The sequence below is a fragment of the Bradyrhizobium sp. MI1.3 genome, assembly GCF_055811695.1.
Genome location: NZ_JBVVPQ010000061.1, coordinates 23,057 through 41,317, shown reverse-complemented (window position 1 = coordinate 41,317; position 18,261 = coordinate 23,057). Strand labels below are relative to the sequence as shown.

The window sequence follows — 18,261 nt, the reverse complement described above, 5'->3', positions numbered from 1 at the left end:
TCAGCCCGGTCGAGATGGAGCTAAAATCGGCTTGATCCATGTCCACTTTTTTGGGGGAAGATCAGGATTGCTTCGCTTCGCTCGCAATGACGGGGTGGAGGCAGCTTACGCCGCCAGCGCCTTCCCGAGGTTCTCGGCGACCTTGTCGAGGAAGCCGGTGGTCGAGAGCCAGCGCTGGTCGGCGCCGACCAGGAGCGCGAGGTCCTTGGTCATGTAGCCTTCCTCGACTGTGTCGACGCAGACCTTCTCCAGGGTGTTCGCGAACTTGGCGAGCTCGGCATTGTTGTCGAGCTTGGCGCGGTGCGACAGGCCGCGGGTCCAGGCGAAGATCGACGCGATCGAGTTGGTCGAGGTCTCCTTGCCCTTCTGGTGCTCGCGGTAGTGGCGGGTCACCGTGCCGTGGGCGGCCTCGGCTTCCACCGTCTTGCCGTCGGGGGTGAGGAGGACCGAGGTCATCAGCCCGAGCGAGCCGTAGCCCTGTGCCACGGTGTCGGACTGCACGTCGCCGTCGTAGTTCTTGCAGGCCCAGACATAGCCGCCGGACCATTTCAGCGCCGAGGCCACCATGTCGTCGATCAGGCGGTGCTCGTAGGTCAGGCCCTTGGCCTCGAATTCCTTCTTGAACTCGCGGTCGTAGATGTCCTGGAAGATGTCCTTGAAGCGGCCGTCATAGACCTTGAGGATGGTGTTCTTGGTCGAGAGATAGACCGGGTAGTTGCGCAGCAGGCCGTAATTGAGCGAGGCGCGGGCGAAGTCGATGATGGAATCGTCGAGATTGTACATCTGCATGGCGACGCCGGCGCCGGGCGCCTTGAACACTTCCCGCTCGATCACGGTGCCGTCCTCGCCGACGAACTTCATCGACAGCGTGCCCTTGCCCGGGAACTTGATGTCGGTGGCGCGGTACTGGTCGCCATAGGCGTGGCGACCGATGATGATCGGCTTGCTCCAGCCCGGAACGAGGCGCGGCACGTTCTTGCAGATGATCGGCTCGCGGAAGATCACGCCGCCGAGGATGTTGCGGATGGTGCCGTTCGGCGACTTCCACATCTGCTTGAGGTTGAATTCCTTCACCCGGGCCTCGTCCGGGGTGATCGTGGCGCACTTGACGCCGACGCCGACCTTCTTGATGGCCTCGGCGGCGTCGATCGTCACCTGATCGTTGGTCTCGTCACGGTACTCCATCCCCAGGTCGAAATAGAGCAGCTCGACATCCAGGAATGGGTTAATCAGCTTGTCCTTGATGTACTGCCAGATGATCCGGGTCATCTCGTCGCCATCGAGTTCGACGACGGGGTTGGACACCTTGATTTTTGCCATGATCGGGGAAGCCTCTTGGGAACGGCGCTTTGGCGCGCCACGGGAATATCCGCCGCCTCTTAGCACCTGATAGCAGCGGGCGAAAGCCAAGGGATTATGCACTTTTAGCTCATCCAGCCCCCGCAGATGGGGGTTCGAGGAGCCCCGTCGCGAGGGCAGGGCTGAAGTTTCAGGCGAGATTCAAAAGTCGAATCCAACCCGTTATTTCCCTTGAGAATTTTGTCAGGACAGGCAAACGACAGGCGAACGGGCAGCCGGCCCGAGAGCAGGTCAAGACCGGGTCGAGACCAGGTCAGGACCGGCCTTGAATCATTTCATCAAGAGGGCCTGTCCAAGGCCTTGAGAACCAGTGTGAAAGCGAAGCGAGATGTCGGGGACTGACAAGAGCAAGGCGGGCCTTTCCCTCGACGGTCCCATCGTCATCCTGGTCGAGCCGCAGCTGGGCGAAAACATCGGCATGGCCGCGCGCGCCATGGGTAACTTCGCACTGAGCCGATTGCGCATCGTCAATCCGCGCGACGGCTGGCCGAACATCGCCGCCCAGCGCGCCGCGGCCGGGGCCGACTATATTCTGGACAAGGTCGAATTGTTCGACACGGTCGGTGAGGCCGTCGCCGACCTCGACTTGCTGTTCGCCACCACCGCGCGCCCCCACGACCAGGCCAAGCCGGTGGTGGGGCCGGAAGCCGCAGCTAGTGAGATTTCCGGGCACGTCGCCGCCGGCGGAAAGGCCGGTATCCTGTTCGGCCGGGAGCGCTGGGGCCTGACCAATGAGGAGGTCGGGCTCGCCAACCGCATCATTACCTTCCCGGTCAATCCGGGCTTTGCCTCGCTCAACCTCGCCCAGGCTGTGCTCCTGGTCGGCTACGAATGGTTCAAGCGGGCGACCTCCGGCCAGCTGCCGCACGCGATGCCGGAGCGCTCCGAGCGCGCCTCGCAGCACCAGATGCAGGCCTTCTTCGACAATTTGATCCGCGAGCTCGACCGGGTCGAATTTTTGCGCCCGGCCGAGAAGCGCGACACCATGCTGGTGAACCTGCGCAACATCTTCACTCGGATGGAGCCGACCAAGCAGGACATGCACACCCTGCACGGGGTGGTGATGGCCATTGCCGAGGGACGCAAGGGCCCGGCCAAGGGCGGCGTGCTCGACGGCGAGCAGGCCACGCGGCTGCGCGCGCTTTTGGCCGAGCACGGGCAGGGCGGCGGGGTGCCCGACAGCGGCTCCACCGTGCGCGGCCTCGCCCGCCTGCTCCGCCGCAACCCGACCGACGCCGAGCGCCTGCTGTGGCAGGCGCTCACACGCGACCGCCGTTTCGCAGGCGGGTTCAAGCGCCAGACCCCTGTGGGGCGGCATATCCCCGACTTCGTCTCGTTCCCGCACCGGATCGCGATCGAGCTGGTGAATGCGGGTGAGGGCGAGACGATCGCGGCTGATCGCGCGGCAAGGCGGGCATGGCTCGAGGCGAGGGATTATCGGGTGATCGAGATGCGGGCCGCAGATGTCGAGCGGGATATCGAGGCGGAGCTGGTGCGATTGCAGGGGATGCTCGAGCAGGGCGTGTAGGTCTCCTAGCGCGTAGGTCTCGTAGGGTGGGCAAAGCGAAGCGTGCCCACCATGTCCATCAATAGCGCTGAGACAGAAAGGTGGGCACGGCGCTGTGCGCCTTTGCCCACCCTACGAGACCGTCATCCACGCCCGAGCTGCACGTCGCGGTCGACCGCAATCCATGTCGCCTTCGCGACCGCCAGCCGCCTCCCGTCCTCATCATGCACCGCAGCCTCGGCGGTGCGTTTCCGGCCGTCGCGGGCGATCGGCCACGCCGTGATGATGCAGCGGTCGCCGGGGCGGGGGCGGGCTTCGATTCGGGCTGACATGCGGCCCAGCAGTAGCGGCGTCCGGTCGAAGCCGCCGGTCTGCTGATCGCAATTGCAGGCAAAACCGGTGGGGCAGTCGAGCGCCGACCAGAGAAATTCGGGGGCGATCAGGCCGTTCTCGGCGGCGAGATTCTTGTCCGGGGTCCAGCTCGCCGCGAGAACGGCATTGTGACCACGGAGCGAGCCGGCGAAAATGCGCAGGCCGTCGCCTTTTGCCCTTGCGGGACCGCACACGAAACATGTCGGCAGGGGATGCTCGTGCGGCTTCACGGGCGTCAATAGCTCGGCGGCGCAGGCGTCCTCGAAGCTGGCTGTCTCCAGCCGCTTGACCTCGACATTTGCCGGCCGCCCGGTGGCCACGACCTTGTCGCCGTCGCGAAGCTCCCATGTGCCGTCGTTCGTCGCGACCGCATCAAGCGGCGTGTCCAGCGGCGGCGGTGCGCGCAGCGTCACCTCCGCAGCCCCCGGGATGTGGCGGGCCAGCCGCCCACAGACATAGCCGCCGTTGCCGGAGTTGGGAGGACCGCAAAAGCGTTTGTCGATGATGATCTGTGTCATCGGTTTTGTTCTCTCTTCCCCGTGCACTTTACCTGATCTTGAGGACAATTCGCCCCTGAACCGTTCGGTTGGCCACGGCACGCATGGCTTCGCCGGCCTCCTCCAAAGGGAGGACGCGATCGATATGCGGGCGGATTTTTCCGCCGGCCAGCAATTGCATCAGCGTGGCATTCATACGCGCGGCGTCCGCGGGAAATTTCTCCGCCCAGGCGCCGACGAAGACTCCGAGGATGGAATAGTTCTTCAGCAGCGGAAGGTTCATCGGGAGCTGGGGAATCTCGCCGCTGGTGAAGCCGATGGGCATCAGCCGTCCGCCCCACTTCATCGAGCGGGCCATCTGCTCGAATATCGCGCCACCGACAGTGTCGAAGCCGATATCGATGCCGTCTGCCGTGATCGCCTTGATCCGGCCGCGCAGATCTTCGCTGCGATAGTTGACGACTTCGCTGGCGCCGTAACTCTGGACCAGGGCTGCCTTGTCGTCGGAGCCGACACCGGCGACGACACGCAGTCCCAGATGGCGGCCGAGGTCGACGGCGGCAAGGCCAACTCCGCCAGCAGCACCGGTGACGAACAGCGTTTCGCCGCGCTGCGCCCGGGCCCGTTCGACCAGCGCATAATAGGCCGTGCCGTAATTATGCAGGACCGTCGCCGCGGCTTCGAACGCGACGCCTTCAGGCAGACGCACGCACTTTGAGTCCTTCGCTATCATCCGCTCGGCGTAGCCGCCGGTCCAGGCGCTGCACGCCACGCGGTCGCCAGGCGCGAATCCCGTGACCTCGTCGCCGACCGCGACGACGACACCGGATGCTTCCGTGCCAGGCACGAAGGGCGTCGGCGGCCGCATCTGATAGAGCCCCGAGACCACCAACTGGTCCATGAAACTGACTGAAGCCGCGTGGACGTCGATCAGGATCTCGTCGCCGGCCGGCTTCGGCTCGTCGATCTCGCCGAGGCGCAAATCGCCGGGTCCGGTGAACGATGTGCACAGAATCGCTTTCATCGGGGCGCTCCGAAAGGACGCGGCAGCAGCATGGGAACGCGTCGGCGATAGTCCTGATAGGTCGCGCCGAATTCGGCGATCAGGTCGCGCTCCTCGAACTGAAGCGCGGCCAGGATGTAGGCGGTGTTTGCGAGCGCAAACAGAAGGTGGCCAATGGTCATCTCGGGCGTGGCCCAGAACGCGAGCAGGAAGCCGAGCATGATGGGATGCCGCACGATCTTGTAGAGCAGCGGCGTCCTGAACGATTGACCTGGTATCGCGCTCCCGCGGAACGCAACGAAGGCCTGGCGCAGGCCGAACAGATCGAAATGATCGAGCATGTGGGTCGAGGCGAACGCGATCAGCCAGCCGAGCCAATGTACGCCGATCAGCAACCAGGCCGCTATTCCGCTCGTTTGCCAGACCGGCGTCGGGATCGGACGCCACTGCCAAAACAGCAGCAGCAAGATCAGGCTGGAGAGCAGCACATAGGTGCTGCGCTGGCAGGCTGCGGGGAGGAATTTGACCAGCCATCGCTTGAAGCCCGGGCGCGCCATGACGCTGTGCTGGATTGCAAACAGGCTCATCAGCAGCAGGTTGACGACGATGGCCACGCTCAGGTCCGTCGGGCTGCCGACGCCGATCGGCATGTCGATCGACTTATCAATCGACTTGGGCACGACATAATTGCCGACGAAACCGAGCGCATAGAGAAATGAGACCGTGAAGATGACGTAGCTCACGATGGCGTAGAGCAGGATCAGGAGGCGCGAGATCATGTTTTTTCCTATTGTGCCTGATGCAGCCGTGCCGCATGCAGGAGCCTGAGTTGCTCGCCGGCGAGCAGGCTCGATCTGCCCCGACTGCTATCGCTGGACCGTCCCCTGTGCGTCCCCCGGGGGCGCCGCGAGGGGAGGGAGGACTTTCATGACGGTTTTTTCGCTGGGGACGTTCGGGTTCCCGGAGGTCCACGCCGACGGCCGCCCGATCAAGTTGGCCCTGCGCAAGGGCCTCGCGCTGCTGGTCTATCTCGCGGAAGCCAAGTGCGCTGCGGCCCGCGACGTGGTGGCCACGCTGCTGTGGCCGGAGGCCGACCGCGAGACCGGCCTTGCGCGATTGCGGCGGCTGCTTCACCGCATCGAGCTGACGCTCGGTCAGCAGGTGTTCGAGACCGATCGGACCAGTCTGCGGTGGTCTCCGGCAGTCGCGCTGCAAGTCGATGCACATCTGTTCGAGAGCGCCTGCGATCGCGGTGACTTTGACGAGGCCTGCCAGATTTATCGGGGAGATTTCCTCGCAGGCTTCTCGCCGGAGGACTGTCCGGAATTCGACGACTGGGCGTTCTTTCGCCGCGAGGCGCTGCGCGGGCGTCTCGTTCACGCGCTGGAGCGTCTGGTGCAGGACAAGACTGCTGCCGGAGACTACTTTGCCGCGACCGCACATGCGACCCGTCTGGCCGAGCTCGATCCTTTGAGCGAGGTCTACGGCCGGCATCTGATCCGCAGCCTGCTGCTGGCGGGCGACCGCAGCGCGGCAGAGCGGCACCACGCGGCACTGACGCAGCGGCTGCGTGACGAGCTTGGTGTTGCGCCCGAAGCCGAGACCGAGGCGCTAATGAGTCCTGCGGCGGCACATGCGATTCCAGCGACGCGCTATGTCAAGGGCGCCGGCGTGCATCTGGCGTATCAGACCTATGGCAGCGGTCCGGTCGACATCCTGGTCATGCCGGGCTTCGTGTCGCATGTGGAACGCGCCTGGGAGCATCCCGCGAGCCGGAGGTTTCTGGCCTCACTGATGAAGCTGGGGCGGCTGATCGTGTTTGATCGTCGCGGCATCGGGTTGTCCGACCGGGTTGGATCTGCGCCCGGTATCGACCTCACTGCGGAGGATATCGGTACCGTGTTGCGGGCGACGGATTCGCGCCGTGTCGTGCTGTTCGGCGCATCCGAGTGCGGGCCGGCCTGCATCAAATTTGCGGTCGACGAGCCGCGACTCGTGGCCGGACTCATTCTGTTCGGTGCATTGGCCAAGGGCTGCTGGTCGCAGGACTATCCGCACGCGTTGCGCGCCAGCCAGTACGACGCCTGGAGCAAGCACCTCATTGCGCAATGGGGAGGACCGGTAGAGATTGAAACCTTCGCGCCCAGCCTTGCCGGCGATCCCCAGGCCCGCGCCTGGTGGGCGGGGCTATTGCGCGCGGCCTCCAGTCCCGGCGGCATCTCGGCCGTGCTCGAGGCGTTTCGCGACGCCGACGTGCGGCAGCTTTTGCCGCAGATTGCCATGCCGACATTGGTGCTGCATCGTCGGGACGACAAGGCCGTACGGATTGCGGCCGGCCGCGATCTCGCGAGCCGGATCAAAGGTGCGCAATTCGTCGAGCTCGACGGCCATGATCACTGGTTCTTTGCAGGCGATCAGGGACCGGTGCTGGGGGCGATCAGGCGGTTCATTGCTGCGTTACCGCGCGAGCGGCTGCGAGTGCTGTAGCCCGGATGAGCGACGCGACATCCGGGGACGGTCGTCCCGCATCTCGCTGCGCTCATGCGGGCTACGGGATGGGAGCGATCACACCGCCTCGAGCTGATCCGCCGCGCGCGTCTTCTTTGCCTTGGACTGGCTGAGCAGGGGACCTGCCGTCAGCGCCGCCGTATCCGCCACACCCGGATCGCGCGACACCATCGCCGCGACGATCGCGCCGTCGATCAACAGGCCGAGCTGGTGCGCGAGCACGACGGGCTCGTTCGATCCGAGCTCGCCGGCGAGCTTCTCGATATGGCCGAGCACGATCTTCTTGTGCTTCAGCGCGATGTTGCGGAATTGCTTGGCGTCCTTGTCGTGCTCGCCGACCGCGTTGATGAAGGGGCAGCCGTAGAAGCGTTCTTCCGCGAACCAGCTCTTCAGGGCCGGGAAGATGCGCGTGAGTTTGGCTTGCGCGTCGCCGCCGCCTTCTTCCATGGCGCCGATGAACCATTCGCGCCACTGCTTGCCTTCGCTCTCCAGCACCGCGTTGACGAGATTGGTCTTGGAGCCGAACAATTTATAGAGCGTGGTCTTCGCGGTGCCGGCTTCCGCGATGATCGCGTCGATCCCGGTGGCATTGATGCCGTTCTTGCAGAACAGATGCGTCGCCGCGTTGAGCAGGCGCCCGCGCGCGGACTCGTCTTCGCTGGTGCCGCCGTGCGGCAAATGAGACATCTTCTTCGACGTCTTCTTGGGTAAGGGCTTGACCATGGATGCAACTTAATCGCAGCCGCGCTGCATCAGCAAGCCGCATCTGTCCGCGCTGAAAAGATTCGCACGGGAAAGCCGGTCTGCATCGCCTTTGAGCAAACGGCGGCTGATCAATCCGCAGGCAGCGTTCGCTAAGCGGCTCCAATGCTTCGCCTTTTGATTTTGGCCTGGTCTGGCACGCTCCATGCAAGGAAACAGACCGTTCGGTATCCTACCGATTTCCACTTCTGCCAGGGAGAAGATGATGACTGCCGTCGTTCAGAAGACAGTGCTGACGGGTTGCCTCGCACCCATCGACAAGAATGGCCTCGAGCAACTGATCGCCAACGGCAAGGCCAATCCGAAGGTCATCAAGACCTTGAAGTGCAAGACGGTCGCGGAAGGAAAATTCCGCCACGCCAACTATATCCGCAATCTGCCGCCCTACATCGTCGACGAGCCGCCGGGGCTTCTGGGCGACGACACTGCGCCCAATCCATCCGAAGCCTCGCTCGCCGCGCTCGGGTCCTGCCTCGCCGTCGGCCTGCACGCCAACGCCGTGCATCGCGGCTGGATCGTCAACAAGCTCGAGCTCGAGCTCGAGGGCGATCTCAACATTACCGCGGTCTGGGGCACCGGCGATGTCTCCGACAAACCCGTTGGATTTACGGATGTCCGCGTCAAGGTCGACATGGAATGTGAGGGGATCTCGCCGGACGAGATCAATGCGCTGGTGGCCCATGTGAAGCAATGGTCGCCGGTCGCCAACACCTTCACCCGCCCGGTCAATCTCGAGGTCGGCATCTGAGCTGACGGCAACAGGACAAGGTGCGGAGACGATCATGGGTTCACTGGCTTTATCACGGACCGAAGTTTTGGATCAGCCCGCACCGTCCATTGCAGGAGAGGTGGCGCGAATCGCGCGGGAGCAGCTCGCGCCGCTCGCCGCCGGCATCGACGACGGCTCGGTCTATCCGGCCGAAGTGCTGCGCAAACTTGGCGAGGTCGGTGCCTGGGGCAGTCACATGCCCCACGAAGGTCCCGCCGATTTGCGCTGTGCCATCCAGGCGATGTCGGCGATCGGCGAGGTCTGCGGCAGCACCGCCTTCATGGCGTGGTGCCAGAACACGCTAGTCTGGTACGCCGCCAACTCGACCAACATGAAGCTGGCAAAGCGCTTTGGCGATGCGTTCTCGACCGGCCGCGTGCTCGGCGGCACCGGGCTCTCCAATCCGATGAAGAGCTTTTTCGGCATCGAAAAGCTCAAGCTGAAGGGGCGCAAGGTCGATGGCGGCTACATCGTGCGCGGCGCGCTGCCCTGGGTCTCCAATCTCGGACCCGACCATTATTTCGGTACCATCTTCGAGCGCGAGGACGAGCCGGGCACTGTCATGTTCCTGGCCGACTGCGCCGATCCCGCGATCTCGCTGACGCCATGCAAGCCGTTCCTCGCCATGGACGGCACCGGCACCTATGGCGTGCAGTTCCGCGACGCCTTCGTGCCGGACGAGCTGATCCTGGCCGATCCCGCCGCGCCGTTCGTCAAGAAGATCCGCGCCGGGTTCATCCTGCTGCAGGCCGGCATGGCGCTCGGGCTCATCAAGGACTGCATCAACATCATGGACGAGGTCGACAACCCGCTCGGCCACATCAACCGCTATTTGCCGCAACAGCCGGTGCACTTCCGCGATCTCGCCGCCGAGCTCGAGGCCGAGACCATGGCGCTGGCGCGCGATCCCTACAATGAAGAGGAGACCTACTGGCGCAAGGTGATCGCGCTCAGGCTTCGCGCCGGCGAGGCCAGCGTCGCGGCGGCGCATGCGGCGATGCTGCATTGTGGCGCGCGCGGCTACCTCAAGTCCCACCGCGCGCAGCGCCGCCTGCGCGAGGCCTATTTCGTCGCGATCGTCACGCCTGCCACCAAGCAGTTGCGCAAGATGCTTGCCGATTCCTGAGTTTTACGAGCCCACCCACCATCTAACCTCAACGGAGAGGCTGCCAATGACGGACGTTCTGATCTCTGCCAGCGAACTTGCCGATCTCTTGAAGACCGAGCCCTGTGTCGTGATCGACACCCGCAACCCCGACGCCTATGGCGCCGGGCACCTTCCCAATGCCGTGAACGTGCATGAGATATTCACGTTTCTTGCGACCTCGACGCCGGAGGGCATGGCCGAGCTGAAGACCAAGTTCGCCGACGCCTTTGGCGGCGCGGGCCTGTCCGGCAAGGAGACCGCCGTGATCTACGAGCAGTCGATGAACTCCGGCTTCGGCCAGTCCTGCCGCGGCTACTACCTGCTCACCATGCTCGGCTATCCCAAGATCAAGGTGCTGCATGGCGGCTTCGATGCCTGGGCGGCCGCAGGTCTTCCGGTGACGAAGGATGTGCCGGCGCCGGCGAAGGCGTCGTTCGGAATCGTGCCTGAAGCGGGCGATATCCTGATCGACGCCAAGACCATGCTGGCGGCGGTCGGCAAGCCGGGCGTCGCCATTCTCGACGTGCGCGACGTCGACGAATGGATCGGCGACAGCTCGTCTCCGTACGGGAAGGATTACTGCCCGCGCAAGGGTCGCATCCCCGGTGCGGTGTGGCTGGAATGGTATCGCATGATGAAGCCAACCGCCGAGGGCCCGCGCTTCAAGTCCAAGGACGAGATTTTGGCGGAATGCGCCACTGTCGGCATCTCGCCCTCCACGCCGGTCTATCTCTACTGCTTCAAGGGCGCGCGCGCCTCGAACACGTTCCTGGCGCTGAAAAACGCCGGCGTGAAGGACGTGCGGATGTATTTCGGCTCCTGGAACGAATGGTCGCGCGATCCGTCGCTGCCGATCGAGCAGGGATTGCCGATCGCATCGGAGGTGACGACCAAGGCGGCGTGATCGCCGCTAACCGAGGGCACGCGGACGGGGCGCGATTCCCAGCGCCTTGATCCGCGAGGCCAGCGTGGTCGGCTTGATATCCAGCATCTCGGCCGCGCCACCGGGGCCGAACACTTTTCCGGCGCAGCCCTCGAGCGCGGCCAGGATGTTGGCGCGCTCGTGATCGCGCATTTCGGATGACGTCATCACAGCGGGCCGTGCGTCAGCCTTCTGCCGCGTGGCGCCAACCGGGGCCTGCGTGCCCGAGGGGTCGGGCAGATCGATCCGCAAACGGCCGTTCTGCGACAGGATCGCGGCGCGCTCGATCACGTTCTGCAGTTCGCGGACATTGCCCGGCCAGTCATAGCGCGTCAGCCGCCGCGCATCGCCTTCCGACAAGCGCAGATTCGATTTCAGCGCCTTGCTCTCGCGGGTCAGAAAATGCTGGGCGAGCAGCGCAATGTCCTCGCGCCGTTCGCGTAAGGGCACCGTCTCGATCGGAAACACGTTGAGCCGGAAATAGAGATCCTCGCGAAAACGCCCGCGCTGCACCTCCTGCTTGAGGTCGCGATTGGTAGCCGCGATGACGCGGACGTCGACCGCGCGGGTGCGTTCCTGGCCGACCCGCTCGAAATTGCCCTCCTGCAACACGCGCAGCAGCTTGCCTTGCAATTCGAGTGGAATCTCGCCGACCTCGTCGAGGAACAGCGTGCCGCCATCGGCGAGCTCGAAGCGGCCGATGCGGTCGCGCGTCGCGCCGGTGAAGGCGCCGCGGACATGGCCGAAGAACTCGCTTTCGAACAATTCGCGCGGGATCGCGGCGCAATTGACGCGGATCAGCGGCCGGTCGCTGCGGGTGGAATCCTCGTGAATGGCGCGCGCGATCAGCTCCTTGCCGGTGCCGGATTCCCCGGTGATCATTACCGCCGCGCTGGTCGGCGCCACCAGCTTGACCTGGCGCAGCGTCGTCTGGATCGCCTCGCTGCCACCGATGATGCCGCGCGGATTGGTCTCGATGCGGATTTCTTCCTGGAGATAGGCGTTTTCGAGCTCGAGACGTTCGCGCAGGCGATCGACCTCGGCGAGCGCGGCGTGCAGCTTCTCGTCGGCCTCGCGGCGCTGGCTGACGTCGCGAAACACCACGACGGCACCGACCACCACGCCGCGATCGCGGATCGGCGTGGAGGTGTATTCGACCCAGGCCGGCGAGCCGTCCTTGCGCCAGAATACCTCGCCATCGACCTGGTGCACGGCGCCGTCGCGGAACGCCGCGTAGATCGGGCAATCATGGTTGTGATAGTGCCGCCCGTCATGGTGGGTGTGGTGCATGATGGGATGGATTTCCTTGCCGACCAGCTCCTCGGCAGTCCAGCCCAGCATCCGCTCGGCGGCGGGGTTCACGAAGGTGGTCTTTCCTTCCGCGTTGACGCCGTAAATGCCTTCGCCGGCGGCGCGCAGGATCAGTTGGTTCTCGCGCTCGATGTCCTGGAACACGCGCTCGACCCGCTGCCAGGTCGAGATGCCGCTGCGCATGTGGTCTTCAGCGGCGGCATCGACATTGCGGCGGCGGCGTGCTTCGAGATCGGTCAGGGTGAGCTGGACCAGCGTGCGCCCGTCATGGGGCAGGACGCAGCCGGCATATTCGAGCCGGAGATTTTGCCCGGTGGCATGGCGCGGGTTGAGCGCCGTGGTCCAGTAGGCGCCCTTGTGCAGCACGGCCTGGGTGAACACGGTCAGCGCCGGAAGTTCGCCGGCATGCAGCGTGCTCGGCCTGGTCTGGCGCAGCAGCGCGCGGTCGTAGCCGAGCAGGGCGCAGGCGGCGGGATTGGCATCGACGATCAGGTCGCCGAAGGGGTCGATCAGCAGCGTCGCTTCGACCGAGGATTCGAAAGCCGCGACGCGCGGATCGATGGTCGGGGCCACGTCGTCGTGGGCGAGCATTGGCGTCGTTGCCATTACGAAATCTCGTTATTCAACTACGAAATCTCGTTTATCACGAATTTTCGTAATGACCAAGTGCAGGCGAAAGTGCTGCGTCATCAAGGCACTGGTGGGCGCGAAGGTGGTGGCATGCTCCTTGCGTAATTCTCCTCGCAACGACGCGCAGGAGGTCCGATGTCCACTTTCGACAATCCGTTTGATCCCAATCGCAACCTGCGAGCCGGCTGTGCCTGTGGTCAGCATCAATCCGCGGCGGAGCATGAGCAGGCCACCGCGTTGCGCTGTGATCCCGTCGAGAGCGAGGAGAAGCGCTACGAGGGCGTGGTCGCCTCTGCCGTGATGCGCGCGATGTTTCCGCAGGACGTGGCGCGGCGAGCATTCCTGAAGTCGGTCGGGGCCTCCACCGCGCTGGCCGCGCTGTCGCAGTTCTTCCCGCTTCAGACCGCGACCGAGGTTTTTGCGCAGGCCGGCACGCCGGAAAAGAAGGATCTCAAGGTCGGCTTCATCCCGATCACCTGCGCCACGCCAATCATCATGGCGGCGCCGCTGGGCTTCTATGCCAAGCACGGCCTCAACGTCGACGTGGTCAAGACCGCCGGCTGGGCCGTGATCCGCGACAAGACCATCAACAAGGAATACGACGCCGCGCACATGCTGGCGCCGATGCCGCTCGCGATCTCGCTTGGCCTAGGTGCCAACGCGATTCCGTTTGCCGTGCCCGCGATCGAGAACATCAACGGGCAGGGCATCGTGCTGGCGAGCAAGCACAAGGACAAGCGCGACCCGAAGGATTGGAAGGGCATGAAATTCGCCATCCCCTTCGACTATTCCATGCACAATTATCTGCTGCGCTACTATCTCGCCGAACACGGGATCGACCCCGACACCGATGTGCAGCTGCGTTCGGTACCGCCGCCGGAAATGGTGGCAAACCTGCGCGCCGACAACATCGACGGCTTCCTCGCGCCCGACAATATCTGCCAGCGCGCGATCTATGACGGCGTCGGCTTCATGCATCTCTTGTCCAAGGAAATCTGGGACGGCCATCCCTGCTGCAGCTTCGCGGCCAGCCGCGAGTTCATCACGACGGCGCCGAACAGCTTTGCCGCGCTGACGCGCGCGATCGTCGATGCCACGGCCTATGCGTCGAAGGCGGAGAACCGCAAGCAGATCGCGGAAGCCATCGCGCCGGCGAACTACATCAACGCGCCGGTCACGGTGCTGGAACAGGTCTTGACCGGCACCTATGCCGACGGCCTCGGCGGCGTGAAGACGGATGAAAAGCGCGTCGATTTCGACCCGTTCCCCTGGCAGTCCTTCGCGGTGTGGATGCTGACGCAGATGAAGCGCTGGGGCCAGATCAAGGGCGACGTCGACTACAAGGCGGTCGCCGAGCAGGTCTATCTCGCCACCGACACCAGGAAGCTGATGACCGAGATGGGCCTGGCGCCGCCGGCCGGCAGCTACAAATCGTTCGCGGTGATGGGCAAGACTTTCGATCCGGCCAAGCCCGAGGATTATTTGGCGGGCTTCAAGATCAGGAAGGCGTCGTGAGGGGCCGCGCTCTCTTTTCACCTCGCCCCGCTTGCGGGGAGAGATCGGATTGCATCGTTAGATGCAATCCGGGTGAGGGGGCCTCTCCGCGAGTTCGTCTCTCACCGAATATGTGGAAGCATGCCCCTCACCCCGACCCTCTCCCCGTAAGAACGGGGAGAGGGAGATGACCACCGCCTCCCTCCGTATCCGCGCCGGCCTGGTCTCGATCGTGCTGCTCGCCGCCTTCCTGGGCGTCTGGCATCTCGCCGTGCGCTCGACGGCGCCGGTGGCCACGATGAGCGCGGAATACGCCAAGCTGATGGGCCTGACCGCGACCCAGGGCAAATCTGCCATGCCCGGGCCGCTCGATGTCGGCGCAAAACTCTGGGAGCATGTGAGGAGGCCGTTCTACGACAACGGGCCGAACGACAAGGGGCTCGGCATCCAGCTCGGCTACTCGATCGCGCGCGTCGGCACCGGCTATCTGCTTGCCGTGCTCGTCGCCATCCCGCTCGGCTTCCTGATCGGCATGTCGCCGCTGCTCAGTCAGGCGCTCGATCCCTTCATCCAGGTGCTGAAGCCGATCTCCCCGCTCGCGTGGATGCCGCTCGCGCTCTACACCATCAAGGATTCCTCGATCTCCGCGATCTTCGTCATCTTCATCTGCTCGATCTGGCCGATGCTGCTCAACACCGTGTTCGGGGTCGCGAGCGTACGCAAGGAATGGATCAACGTCGCGCGAACGCTCGAGGTCGGAACGATCAGGCGCGCCTTCACGGTCATCCTGCCGGCAGCGGCACCGACGATCCTGACCGGCATGCGCATCTCGATCGGCATTGCGTGGCTGGTGATCGTTGCGGCCGAAATGCTGGTCGGCGGCACCGGCATTGGCTATTTCGTCTGGAACGAGTGGAACAACCTCTCGATCACCAACGTCATCATCGCGATCCTGCTGATCGGGGTCGTCGGCATGCTGCTCGACCAAATCCTTGCGCGTTTCACGCGCATGGTCACGTTTCCGGAGTAGGGCCGTGACCGAAAAATTCATCTCCATCGAAGCCATCGCAAAGCGCTATCCGGGCGCGGACGGCGCGACGACGGCGGTCTTCGAGAATCTCTGGCTGTCGATGGCGCGCGGCGAGTTCTGCTGTGTGATCGGCCATTCCGGCTGCGGCAAGACCACGGTGCTCAACATCCTCGCCGGCCTCGATGCGCCGAGCGAGGGCGCGGTGATCGTTGACGGGCAGGCCATTTCAGGCACCAGCCTCGATCGTGCCGTGATCTTCCAGAGCCATGCGCTATTGCCCTGGCGCACCGTGCTCGGCAACGTCGCTTACGCCGTGAGCTCGAAATGGCGAAAGTGGGATCGCGCCAAGGTGAAGGCGCATGCGCAGACATTTATCGATCTCGTCGGCCTGACGGGTTCGGAACACAAGCGACCTTCCGAGCTTTCCGGCGGCATGAAGCAGCGCGTCGGCATCGCGCGTGCGCTCTCCATTACGCCAAAGATGATGCTGATGGACGAGCCGTTCTCGGCACTCGACGCGCTGACGCGCGGCACGCTGCAGGACGAGGTGCGGCGCATCTGTCTGGAGACCGGGCAGACCGCGTTCATGATTACCCATGACGTCGACGAGGCGATCTACCTCGCCGACAAGATATTCCTGATGACCAACGGACCCGGCGCGGTGCTGGCCGAAGTGGTCGAGAACCCGTTGCCGAGGGACCGCGGCCGCACCGATCTGCACCGCCATCCGCTGTACTACGCGCTGCGCAACCACATCGTCGATTTCCTGGTGACGCGCAGCAAGACCTTTGCCGTCGAGACGCCCGCTCACGATCCGCGCAATGTGCCGGTGGTGCATATCGGCAAGCCCGGACTGACCGTCGCGTCCGGTGGCGACGAGCAACGACAGACCTGGATACCCGGGACGAGTCCCGGGCTGACTGCTTGAAAAAGGAGACCCTCACATGAAACGCGAAGACCTCACCGAGAAGCTGCTCGACATCAAGCGCGAGAAGGGCTGGACCTGGAAATACATCTGCGAGCAGATCGGCGGTTATTCCGAGGTGCTGATTACGGGCGCGATCCTCGGCCAGATGAAATTGACCAAGCCGCAGGCCGCGAACGCCGCTGAACTATTCGGCCTGACGAAGGCCGAGACCACGATGCTGAACGAGACGCCGATGCGCGGCATGCCGATGCCCCCGACCGATCCCCTGATCTATCGTTTCTACGAGCTGGTCATGGTCAACGGTCCGGCCTGGAAGGCGCTGATCGAGGAGGAGTACGGCGACGGCATCATGTCGGCGATCGATTTCGACATGGTGATGGAGCGCCTGCCCAATCCGAAGGGCGACCGCGTCAAGATCACCATGAGCGGCAAATTCCTGCCGTATAAATATTACGGCGCCAGCGGCAACGTGCCGGAATATGGGTTCAAGGAGGGGTGATCGATCCCTCCGTCATTCCGGACGCCGCGAGCGGCGATCCGGAATCTCGAGATTCCGGGTTCGGTCCTGCGGACTGCCCGGAATGACAGTGCGTGCGGATGCCTCTTCGCCTTATTTCCCGGCCTTCACCTCGGCCGCCGCCACCGCGATCAGTTCGCTCATCTTGGCCCGAATCGCCTGTTCGGTGACGGCGACGTTCTTGGCGGCGAAATCAGCTGCGACCTTGCGCAGGACGTCGGCGTCACCGGCTTCCTCGAAATCGGCCGCGACGACCTCCTTGGCATAGGCCGCGGCGGCATCGCCGGTGATGCCGAGCTTTTCGGCTGCCCACAGACCGAGCAGCCGGTTGCGGCGGGCTTCCGCCTTGAATTTCTGCTCCTCGTCGAGGGCGAACTTCTTCTCGAAGCCTTCCTCGCGCTTGTCCAACGTGCTCATGCCTTTTCCAATTCCCTGCTGACTGGACCCGGCTGGCCCTCGTTGCGAGAGCCCCGGTGCATGCCTAGATAGGGGGCACGAATCGGCAAAACAACGAGCCGTTAAGCCGCAGGCAAGGCGGTATAAGTTTGATGCCGGACGCCCGGATCGATTGTGCTTGGACAGCCAATCGGATAGGTTGCCTCAGGCTGGGTTCCCGTTCTGTTTCTAGGGGTTCCGGGCCGTTCACGGCAGCTCCGCTGTGGGTCGTAGTCTCGTCAACCGGAGCACACCAGATACATGGATTTCAACAAAACACGGTACATCCCCATGAGCCGTCGGCGTCGCATTTATGAAGGCAAGGCAAAGGTTCTTTACGAAGGCCCGGAGCCCGGTACCCTGATCCAGCACTTCAAGGACGACGCCACCGCGTTCAATGCGAAAAAGCATCAGGTGATCGAGGGCAAGGGTGTCCTCAACAACCGGATCTCGGAGTACCTGTTTCAGCACCTCAACGACATCGGGGTGCCGACCCATTTCATCCGCCGCCTCAACATGCGCGAGCAGTTGATTCGCGAAGTCGAGATCGTGCCGCTCGAAGTGGTGGTGCGGAACGTTGCCGCCGGTTCGCTGTCGCAGCGCCTCGGCATCGAGGAGGGCACGCAGCTGCCCCGTTCGATCATCGAGTTCTACTACAAGAACGACCAGCTCAACGACCCCATGGTGTCGGAAGAGCACATCACCGCTTTCGGCTGGGCGACACCGCAGGAGATCGACGACATCATGGCGCTTGCCATCCGTGTCAACGACTTCCTCACCGGTCTCTTCCTCGGCATCGGCATCCGCCTCGTCGACTTCAAGATGGAGTGCGGCCGACTGTTCGAGAACGACATGATGCGGATCATCGTCGCCGACGAGATCTCGCCGGATAGCTGCCGTCTGTGGGACATCAAGTCGAACGAGAAGCTCGACAAGGACCGTTTCCGCAGGGATCTCGGTGGGCTGCTCGAGGCCTATACCGAAGTCGCCAAGCGTCTCGGCATCCTCATGGAGAACGAGCGTCCGGCGGGCTCCGGCCCGGTGCTGGTGAAGAGCTAAGAGGAATCTGA

General features: G+C 64.0%; 17 protein-coding genes. 10 read left to right on the top strand and 7 right to left on the bottom strand.

What is annotated here, in order from left to right; translation table 11 throughout:
* Nucleotides 1-105: 105 nt before the first annotated feature.
* The gene (locus AC0L3A_RS31460) at nucleotides 106-1,320 is read right to left on the bottom strand and encodes an NADP-dependent isocitrate dehydrogenase (protein WP_007602224.1); all 1,215 of its coding nucleotides are present in this window, start codon (nucleotides 1,318-1,320) and stop codon (nucleotides 106-108) included.
* 367 nt (nucleotides 1,321-1,687) lie between these two features.
* Here AC0L3A_RS31460 and AC0L3A_RS31455 point away from each other — a divergent pair, with 367 nt between their 5' ends.
* On the top strand, nucleotides 1,688-2,887 hold the full coding sequence (locus tag AC0L3A_RS31455) for a TrmJ/YjtD family RNA methyltransferase (protein ID WP_473255832.1): 1,200 nt from the start codon (nucleotides 1,688-1,690) through the stop codon (nucleotides 2,885-2,887).
* A 122-nt stretch (nucleotides 2,888-3,009) separates the two neighbouring features.
* On the opposite strand, the gene AC0L3A_RS31450 is transcribed toward AC0L3A_RS31455, so the two are convergent.
* Genes AC0L3A_RS31450 through mddA form a run of 3 tightly spaced genes read right to left on the bottom strand, consistent with a single transcriptional unit; the run spans nucleotide 3,010 to nucleotide 5,517 of the window.
* Nucleotides 3,010-3,756, bottom strand: coding sequence for a hotdog family protein (locus AC0L3A_RS31450; RefSeq protein ID WP_354128065.1), 747 nt, complete (start codon nucleotides 3,754-3,756; stop codon nucleotides 3,010-3,012).
* A 28-nt stretch (nucleotides 3,757-3,784) separates the two neighbouring features.
* A complete protein-coding gene (locus tag AC0L3A_RS31445) occupies nucleotides 3,785-4,759 on the bottom strand; it encodes an NADPH:quinone oxidoreductase family protein (protein WP_007602236.1) in 975 nt (324 codons plus the stop codon).
* Nucleotides 4,756-5,517 carry a methanethiol S-methyltransferase gene (mddA, locus tag AC0L3A_RS31440; RefSeq protein WP_473255831.1) on the bottom strand — a complete coding sequence of 254 codons (762 nt, stop codon included), beginning with the start codon at nucleotides 5,515-5,517 and terminating at the stop codon, nucleotides 4,756-4,758. The genes AC0L3A_RS31445 and mddA overlap by 4 nt, the downstream gene beginning before the upstream one ends.
* Before the next feature lie 148 nt (nucleotides 5,518-5,665).
* On the opposite strand from mddA, the gene AC0L3A_RS31435 reads away from it, so the two are divergent.
* Entirely contained in the window at nucleotides 5,666-7,225 is a 1,560-nt protein-coding gene (locus AC0L3A_RS31435; protein ID WP_473255830.1) for a bifunctional AfsR/SARP family transcriptional regulator/alpha/beta hydrolase, read from the top strand.
* A 78-nt stretch (nucleotides 7,226-7,303) separates the two neighbouring features.
* Here AC0L3A_RS31435 and AC0L3A_RS31430 read toward each other — a convergent pair whose 3' ends face one another.
* Nucleotides 7,304-7,969 (bottom strand): TetR/AcrR family transcriptional regulator, encoded by a 666-nt coding sequence (locus AC0L3A_RS31430; RefSeq protein WP_473255829.1) that lies wholly within the window; start codon nucleotides 7,967-7,969, stop codon nucleotides 7,304-7,306.
* A gap of 244 nt (nucleotides 7,970-8,213) precedes the next feature.
* Here AC0L3A_RS31430 and AC0L3A_RS31425 point away from each other — a divergent pair, with 244 nt between their 5' ends.
* From AC0L3A_RS31425 to AC0L3A_RS31415, 3 genes are read left to right on the top strand one after another with little or no spacing between them, the layout of a single operon-like run.
* Nucleotides 8,214-8,756: an OsmC family protein gene (locus AC0L3A_RS31425; protein WP_473255828.1), complete on the top strand. Its 543-nt coding sequence runs from the start codon at nucleotides 8,214-8,216 to the stop codon at nucleotides 8,754-8,756.
* A 34-nt stretch (nucleotides 8,757-8,790) separates the two neighbouring features.
* The gene (locus AC0L3A_RS31420; RefSeq protein ID WP_007602246.1) at nucleotides 8,791-9,903 is read left to right on the top strand and encodes an acyl-CoA dehydrogenase family protein; all 1,113 of its coding nucleotides are present in this window, start codon (nucleotides 8,791-8,793) and stop codon (nucleotides 9,901-9,903) included.
* Between the two features lie 46 nt (nucleotides 9,904-9,949).
* Complete coding sequence (locus tag AC0L3A_RS31415) at nucleotides 9,950-10,828, top strand: sulfurtransferase (protein WP_007602248.1); 879 nt, start codon at nucleotides 9,950-9,952, stop codon at nucleotides 10,826-10,828.
* A 6-nt stretch (nucleotides 10,829-10,834) separates the two neighbouring features.
* Here the strand turns inward: AC0L3A_RS31415 and AC0L3A_RS31410 are convergent, their stop codons facing one another.
* Nucleotides 10,835-12,763, bottom strand: a complete 1,929-nt coding sequence (locus AC0L3A_RS31410; RefSeq protein ID WP_473255827.1) for a sigma-54 interaction domain-containing protein — start codon at nucleotides 12,761-12,763, stop codon at nucleotides 10,835-10,837.
* A 159-nt stretch (nucleotides 12,764-12,922) separates the two neighbouring features.
* Between AC0L3A_RS31410 and AC0L3A_RS31405 the strand changes: the two genes are divergently transcribed.
* The 4 genes from AC0L3A_RS31405 to cynS all read left to right on the top strand — a co-directional run bounded on the left by AC0L3A_RS31405 (nucleotide 12,923) and on the right by cynS (nucleotide 16,738).
* Complete coding sequence (locus AC0L3A_RS31405; RefSeq protein WP_473255826.1) at nucleotides 12,923-14,302, top strand: CmpA/NrtA family ABC transporter substrate-binding protein; 1,380 nt, start codon at nucleotides 12,923-12,925, stop codon at nucleotides 14,300-14,302.
* A 166-nt stretch (nucleotides 14,303-14,468) separates the two neighbouring features.
* Nucleotides 14,469-15,311 carry a nitrate ABC transporter permease gene (gene ntrB / locus AC0L3A_RS31400; protein WP_473255825.1) on the top strand — a complete coding sequence of 281 codons (843 nt, stop codon included), beginning with the start codon at nucleotides 14,469-14,471 and terminating at the stop codon, nucleotides 15,309-15,311.
* 4 nt (nucleotides 15,312-15,315) lie between these two features.
* Nucleotides 15,316-16,239 (top strand): ABC transporter ATP-binding protein, encoded by a 924-nt coding sequence (locus AC0L3A_RS31395; protein ID WP_473255824.1) that lies wholly within the window; start codon nucleotides 15,316-15,318, stop codon nucleotides 16,237-16,239.
* A 16-nt stretch (nucleotides 16,240-16,255) separates the two neighbouring features.
* The gene (cynS, locus tag AC0L3A_RS31390; protein ID WP_007612142.1) at nucleotides 16,256-16,738 is read left to right on the top strand and encodes a cyanase; all 483 of its coding nucleotides are present in this window, start codon (nucleotides 16,256-16,258) and stop codon (nucleotides 16,736-16,738) included.
* Nucleotides 16,739-16,849: 111 nt separating this feature from the next.
* On the opposite strand, the gene AC0L3A_RS31385 is transcribed toward cynS, so the two are convergent.
* Nucleotides 16,850-17,173, bottom strand: a complete 324-nt coding sequence (locus AC0L3A_RS31385) for a DUF1476 domain-containing protein (RefSeq protein ID WP_473255823.1) — start codon at nucleotides 17,171-17,173, stop codon at nucleotides 16,850-16,852.
* 309 nt (nucleotides 17,174-17,482) lie between these two features.
* Here AC0L3A_RS31385 and purC point away from each other — a divergent pair, with 309 nt between their 5' ends.
* Entirely contained in the window at nucleotides 17,483-18,250 is a 768-nt protein-coding gene (gene purC / locus AC0L3A_RS31380) for a phosphoribosylaminoimidazolesuccinocarboxamide synthase (protein WP_171944915.1), read from the top strand.
* The last annotated feature ends 11 nt before the right edge of the window (nucleotides 18,251-18,261 follow it).

Excerpts from the sequence above, each read along its gene's own strand:
- AC0L3A_RS31460 (WP_007602224.1), bottom strand. The coding sequence starts at position 1,320 with ATGGCAAAAATCAAGGTGTCCAACCCCGTCGTCGAACTCGATGGCGAC.
- AC0L3A_RS31455 (WP_473255832.1), top strand. The coding sequence starts at position 1,688 with ATGTCGGGGACTGACAAGAGCAAGGCGGGCCTTTCCCTCGACGGTCCC.
- AC0L3A_RS31450 (WP_354128065.1), bottom strand. The coding sequence starts at position 3,756 with ATGACACAGATCATCATCGACAAACGCTTTTGCGGTCCTCCCAACTCC.
- AC0L3A_RS31445 (WP_007602236.1), bottom strand. The coding sequence starts at position 4,759 with ATGAAAGCGATTCTGTGCACATCGTTCACCGGACCCGGCGATTTGCGC.
- mddA (WP_473255831.1), bottom strand. The coding sequence starts at position 5,517 with ATGATCTCGCGCCTCCTGATCCTGCTCTACGCCATCGTGAGCTACGTC.
- AC0L3A_RS31435 (WP_473255830.1), top strand. The coding sequence starts at position 5,666 with ATGACGGTTTTTTCGCTGGGGACGTTCGGGTTCCCGGAGGTCCACGCC.
- AC0L3A_RS31430 (WP_473255829.1), bottom strand. The coding sequence starts at position 7,969 with ATGGTCAAGCCCTTACCCAAGAAGACGTCGAAGAAGATGTCTCATTTG.
- AC0L3A_RS31425 (WP_473255828.1), top strand. The coding sequence starts at position 8,214 with ATGACTGCCGTCGTTCAGAAGACAGTGCTGACGGGTTGCCTCGCACCC.
- AC0L3A_RS31420 (WP_007602246.1), top strand. The coding sequence starts at position 8,791 with ATGGGTTCACTGGCTTTATCACGGACCGAAGTTTTGGATCAGCCCGCA.
- AC0L3A_RS31415 (WP_007602248.1), top strand. The coding sequence starts at position 9,950 with ATGACGGACGTTCTGATCTCTGCCAGCGAACTTGCCGATCTCTTGAAG.
- AC0L3A_RS31410 (WP_473255827.1), bottom strand. The coding sequence starts at position 12,763 with ATGGCAACGACGCCAATGCTCGCCCACGACGACGTGGCCCCGACCATC.
- AC0L3A_RS31405 (WP_473255826.1), top strand. The coding sequence starts at position 12,923 with ATGTCCACTTTCGACAATCCGTTTGATCCCAATCGCAACCTGCGAGCC.
- ntrB (WP_473255825.1), top strand. The coding sequence starts at position 14,469 with ATGACCACCGCCTCCCTCCGTATCCGCGCCGGCCTGGTCTCGATCGTG.
- cynS (WP_007612142.1), top strand. The coding sequence starts at position 16,256 with ATGAAACGCGAAGACCTCACCGAGAAGCTGCTCGACATCAAGCGCGAG.
- AC0L3A_RS31385 (WP_473255823.1), bottom strand. The coding sequence starts at position 17,173 with ATGAGCACGTTGGACAAGCGCGAGGAAGGCTTCGAGAAGAAGTTCGCC.
- purC (WP_171944915.1), top strand. The coding sequence starts at position 17,483 with ATGAGCCGTCGGCGTCGCATTTATGAAGGCAAGGCAAAGGTTCTTTAC.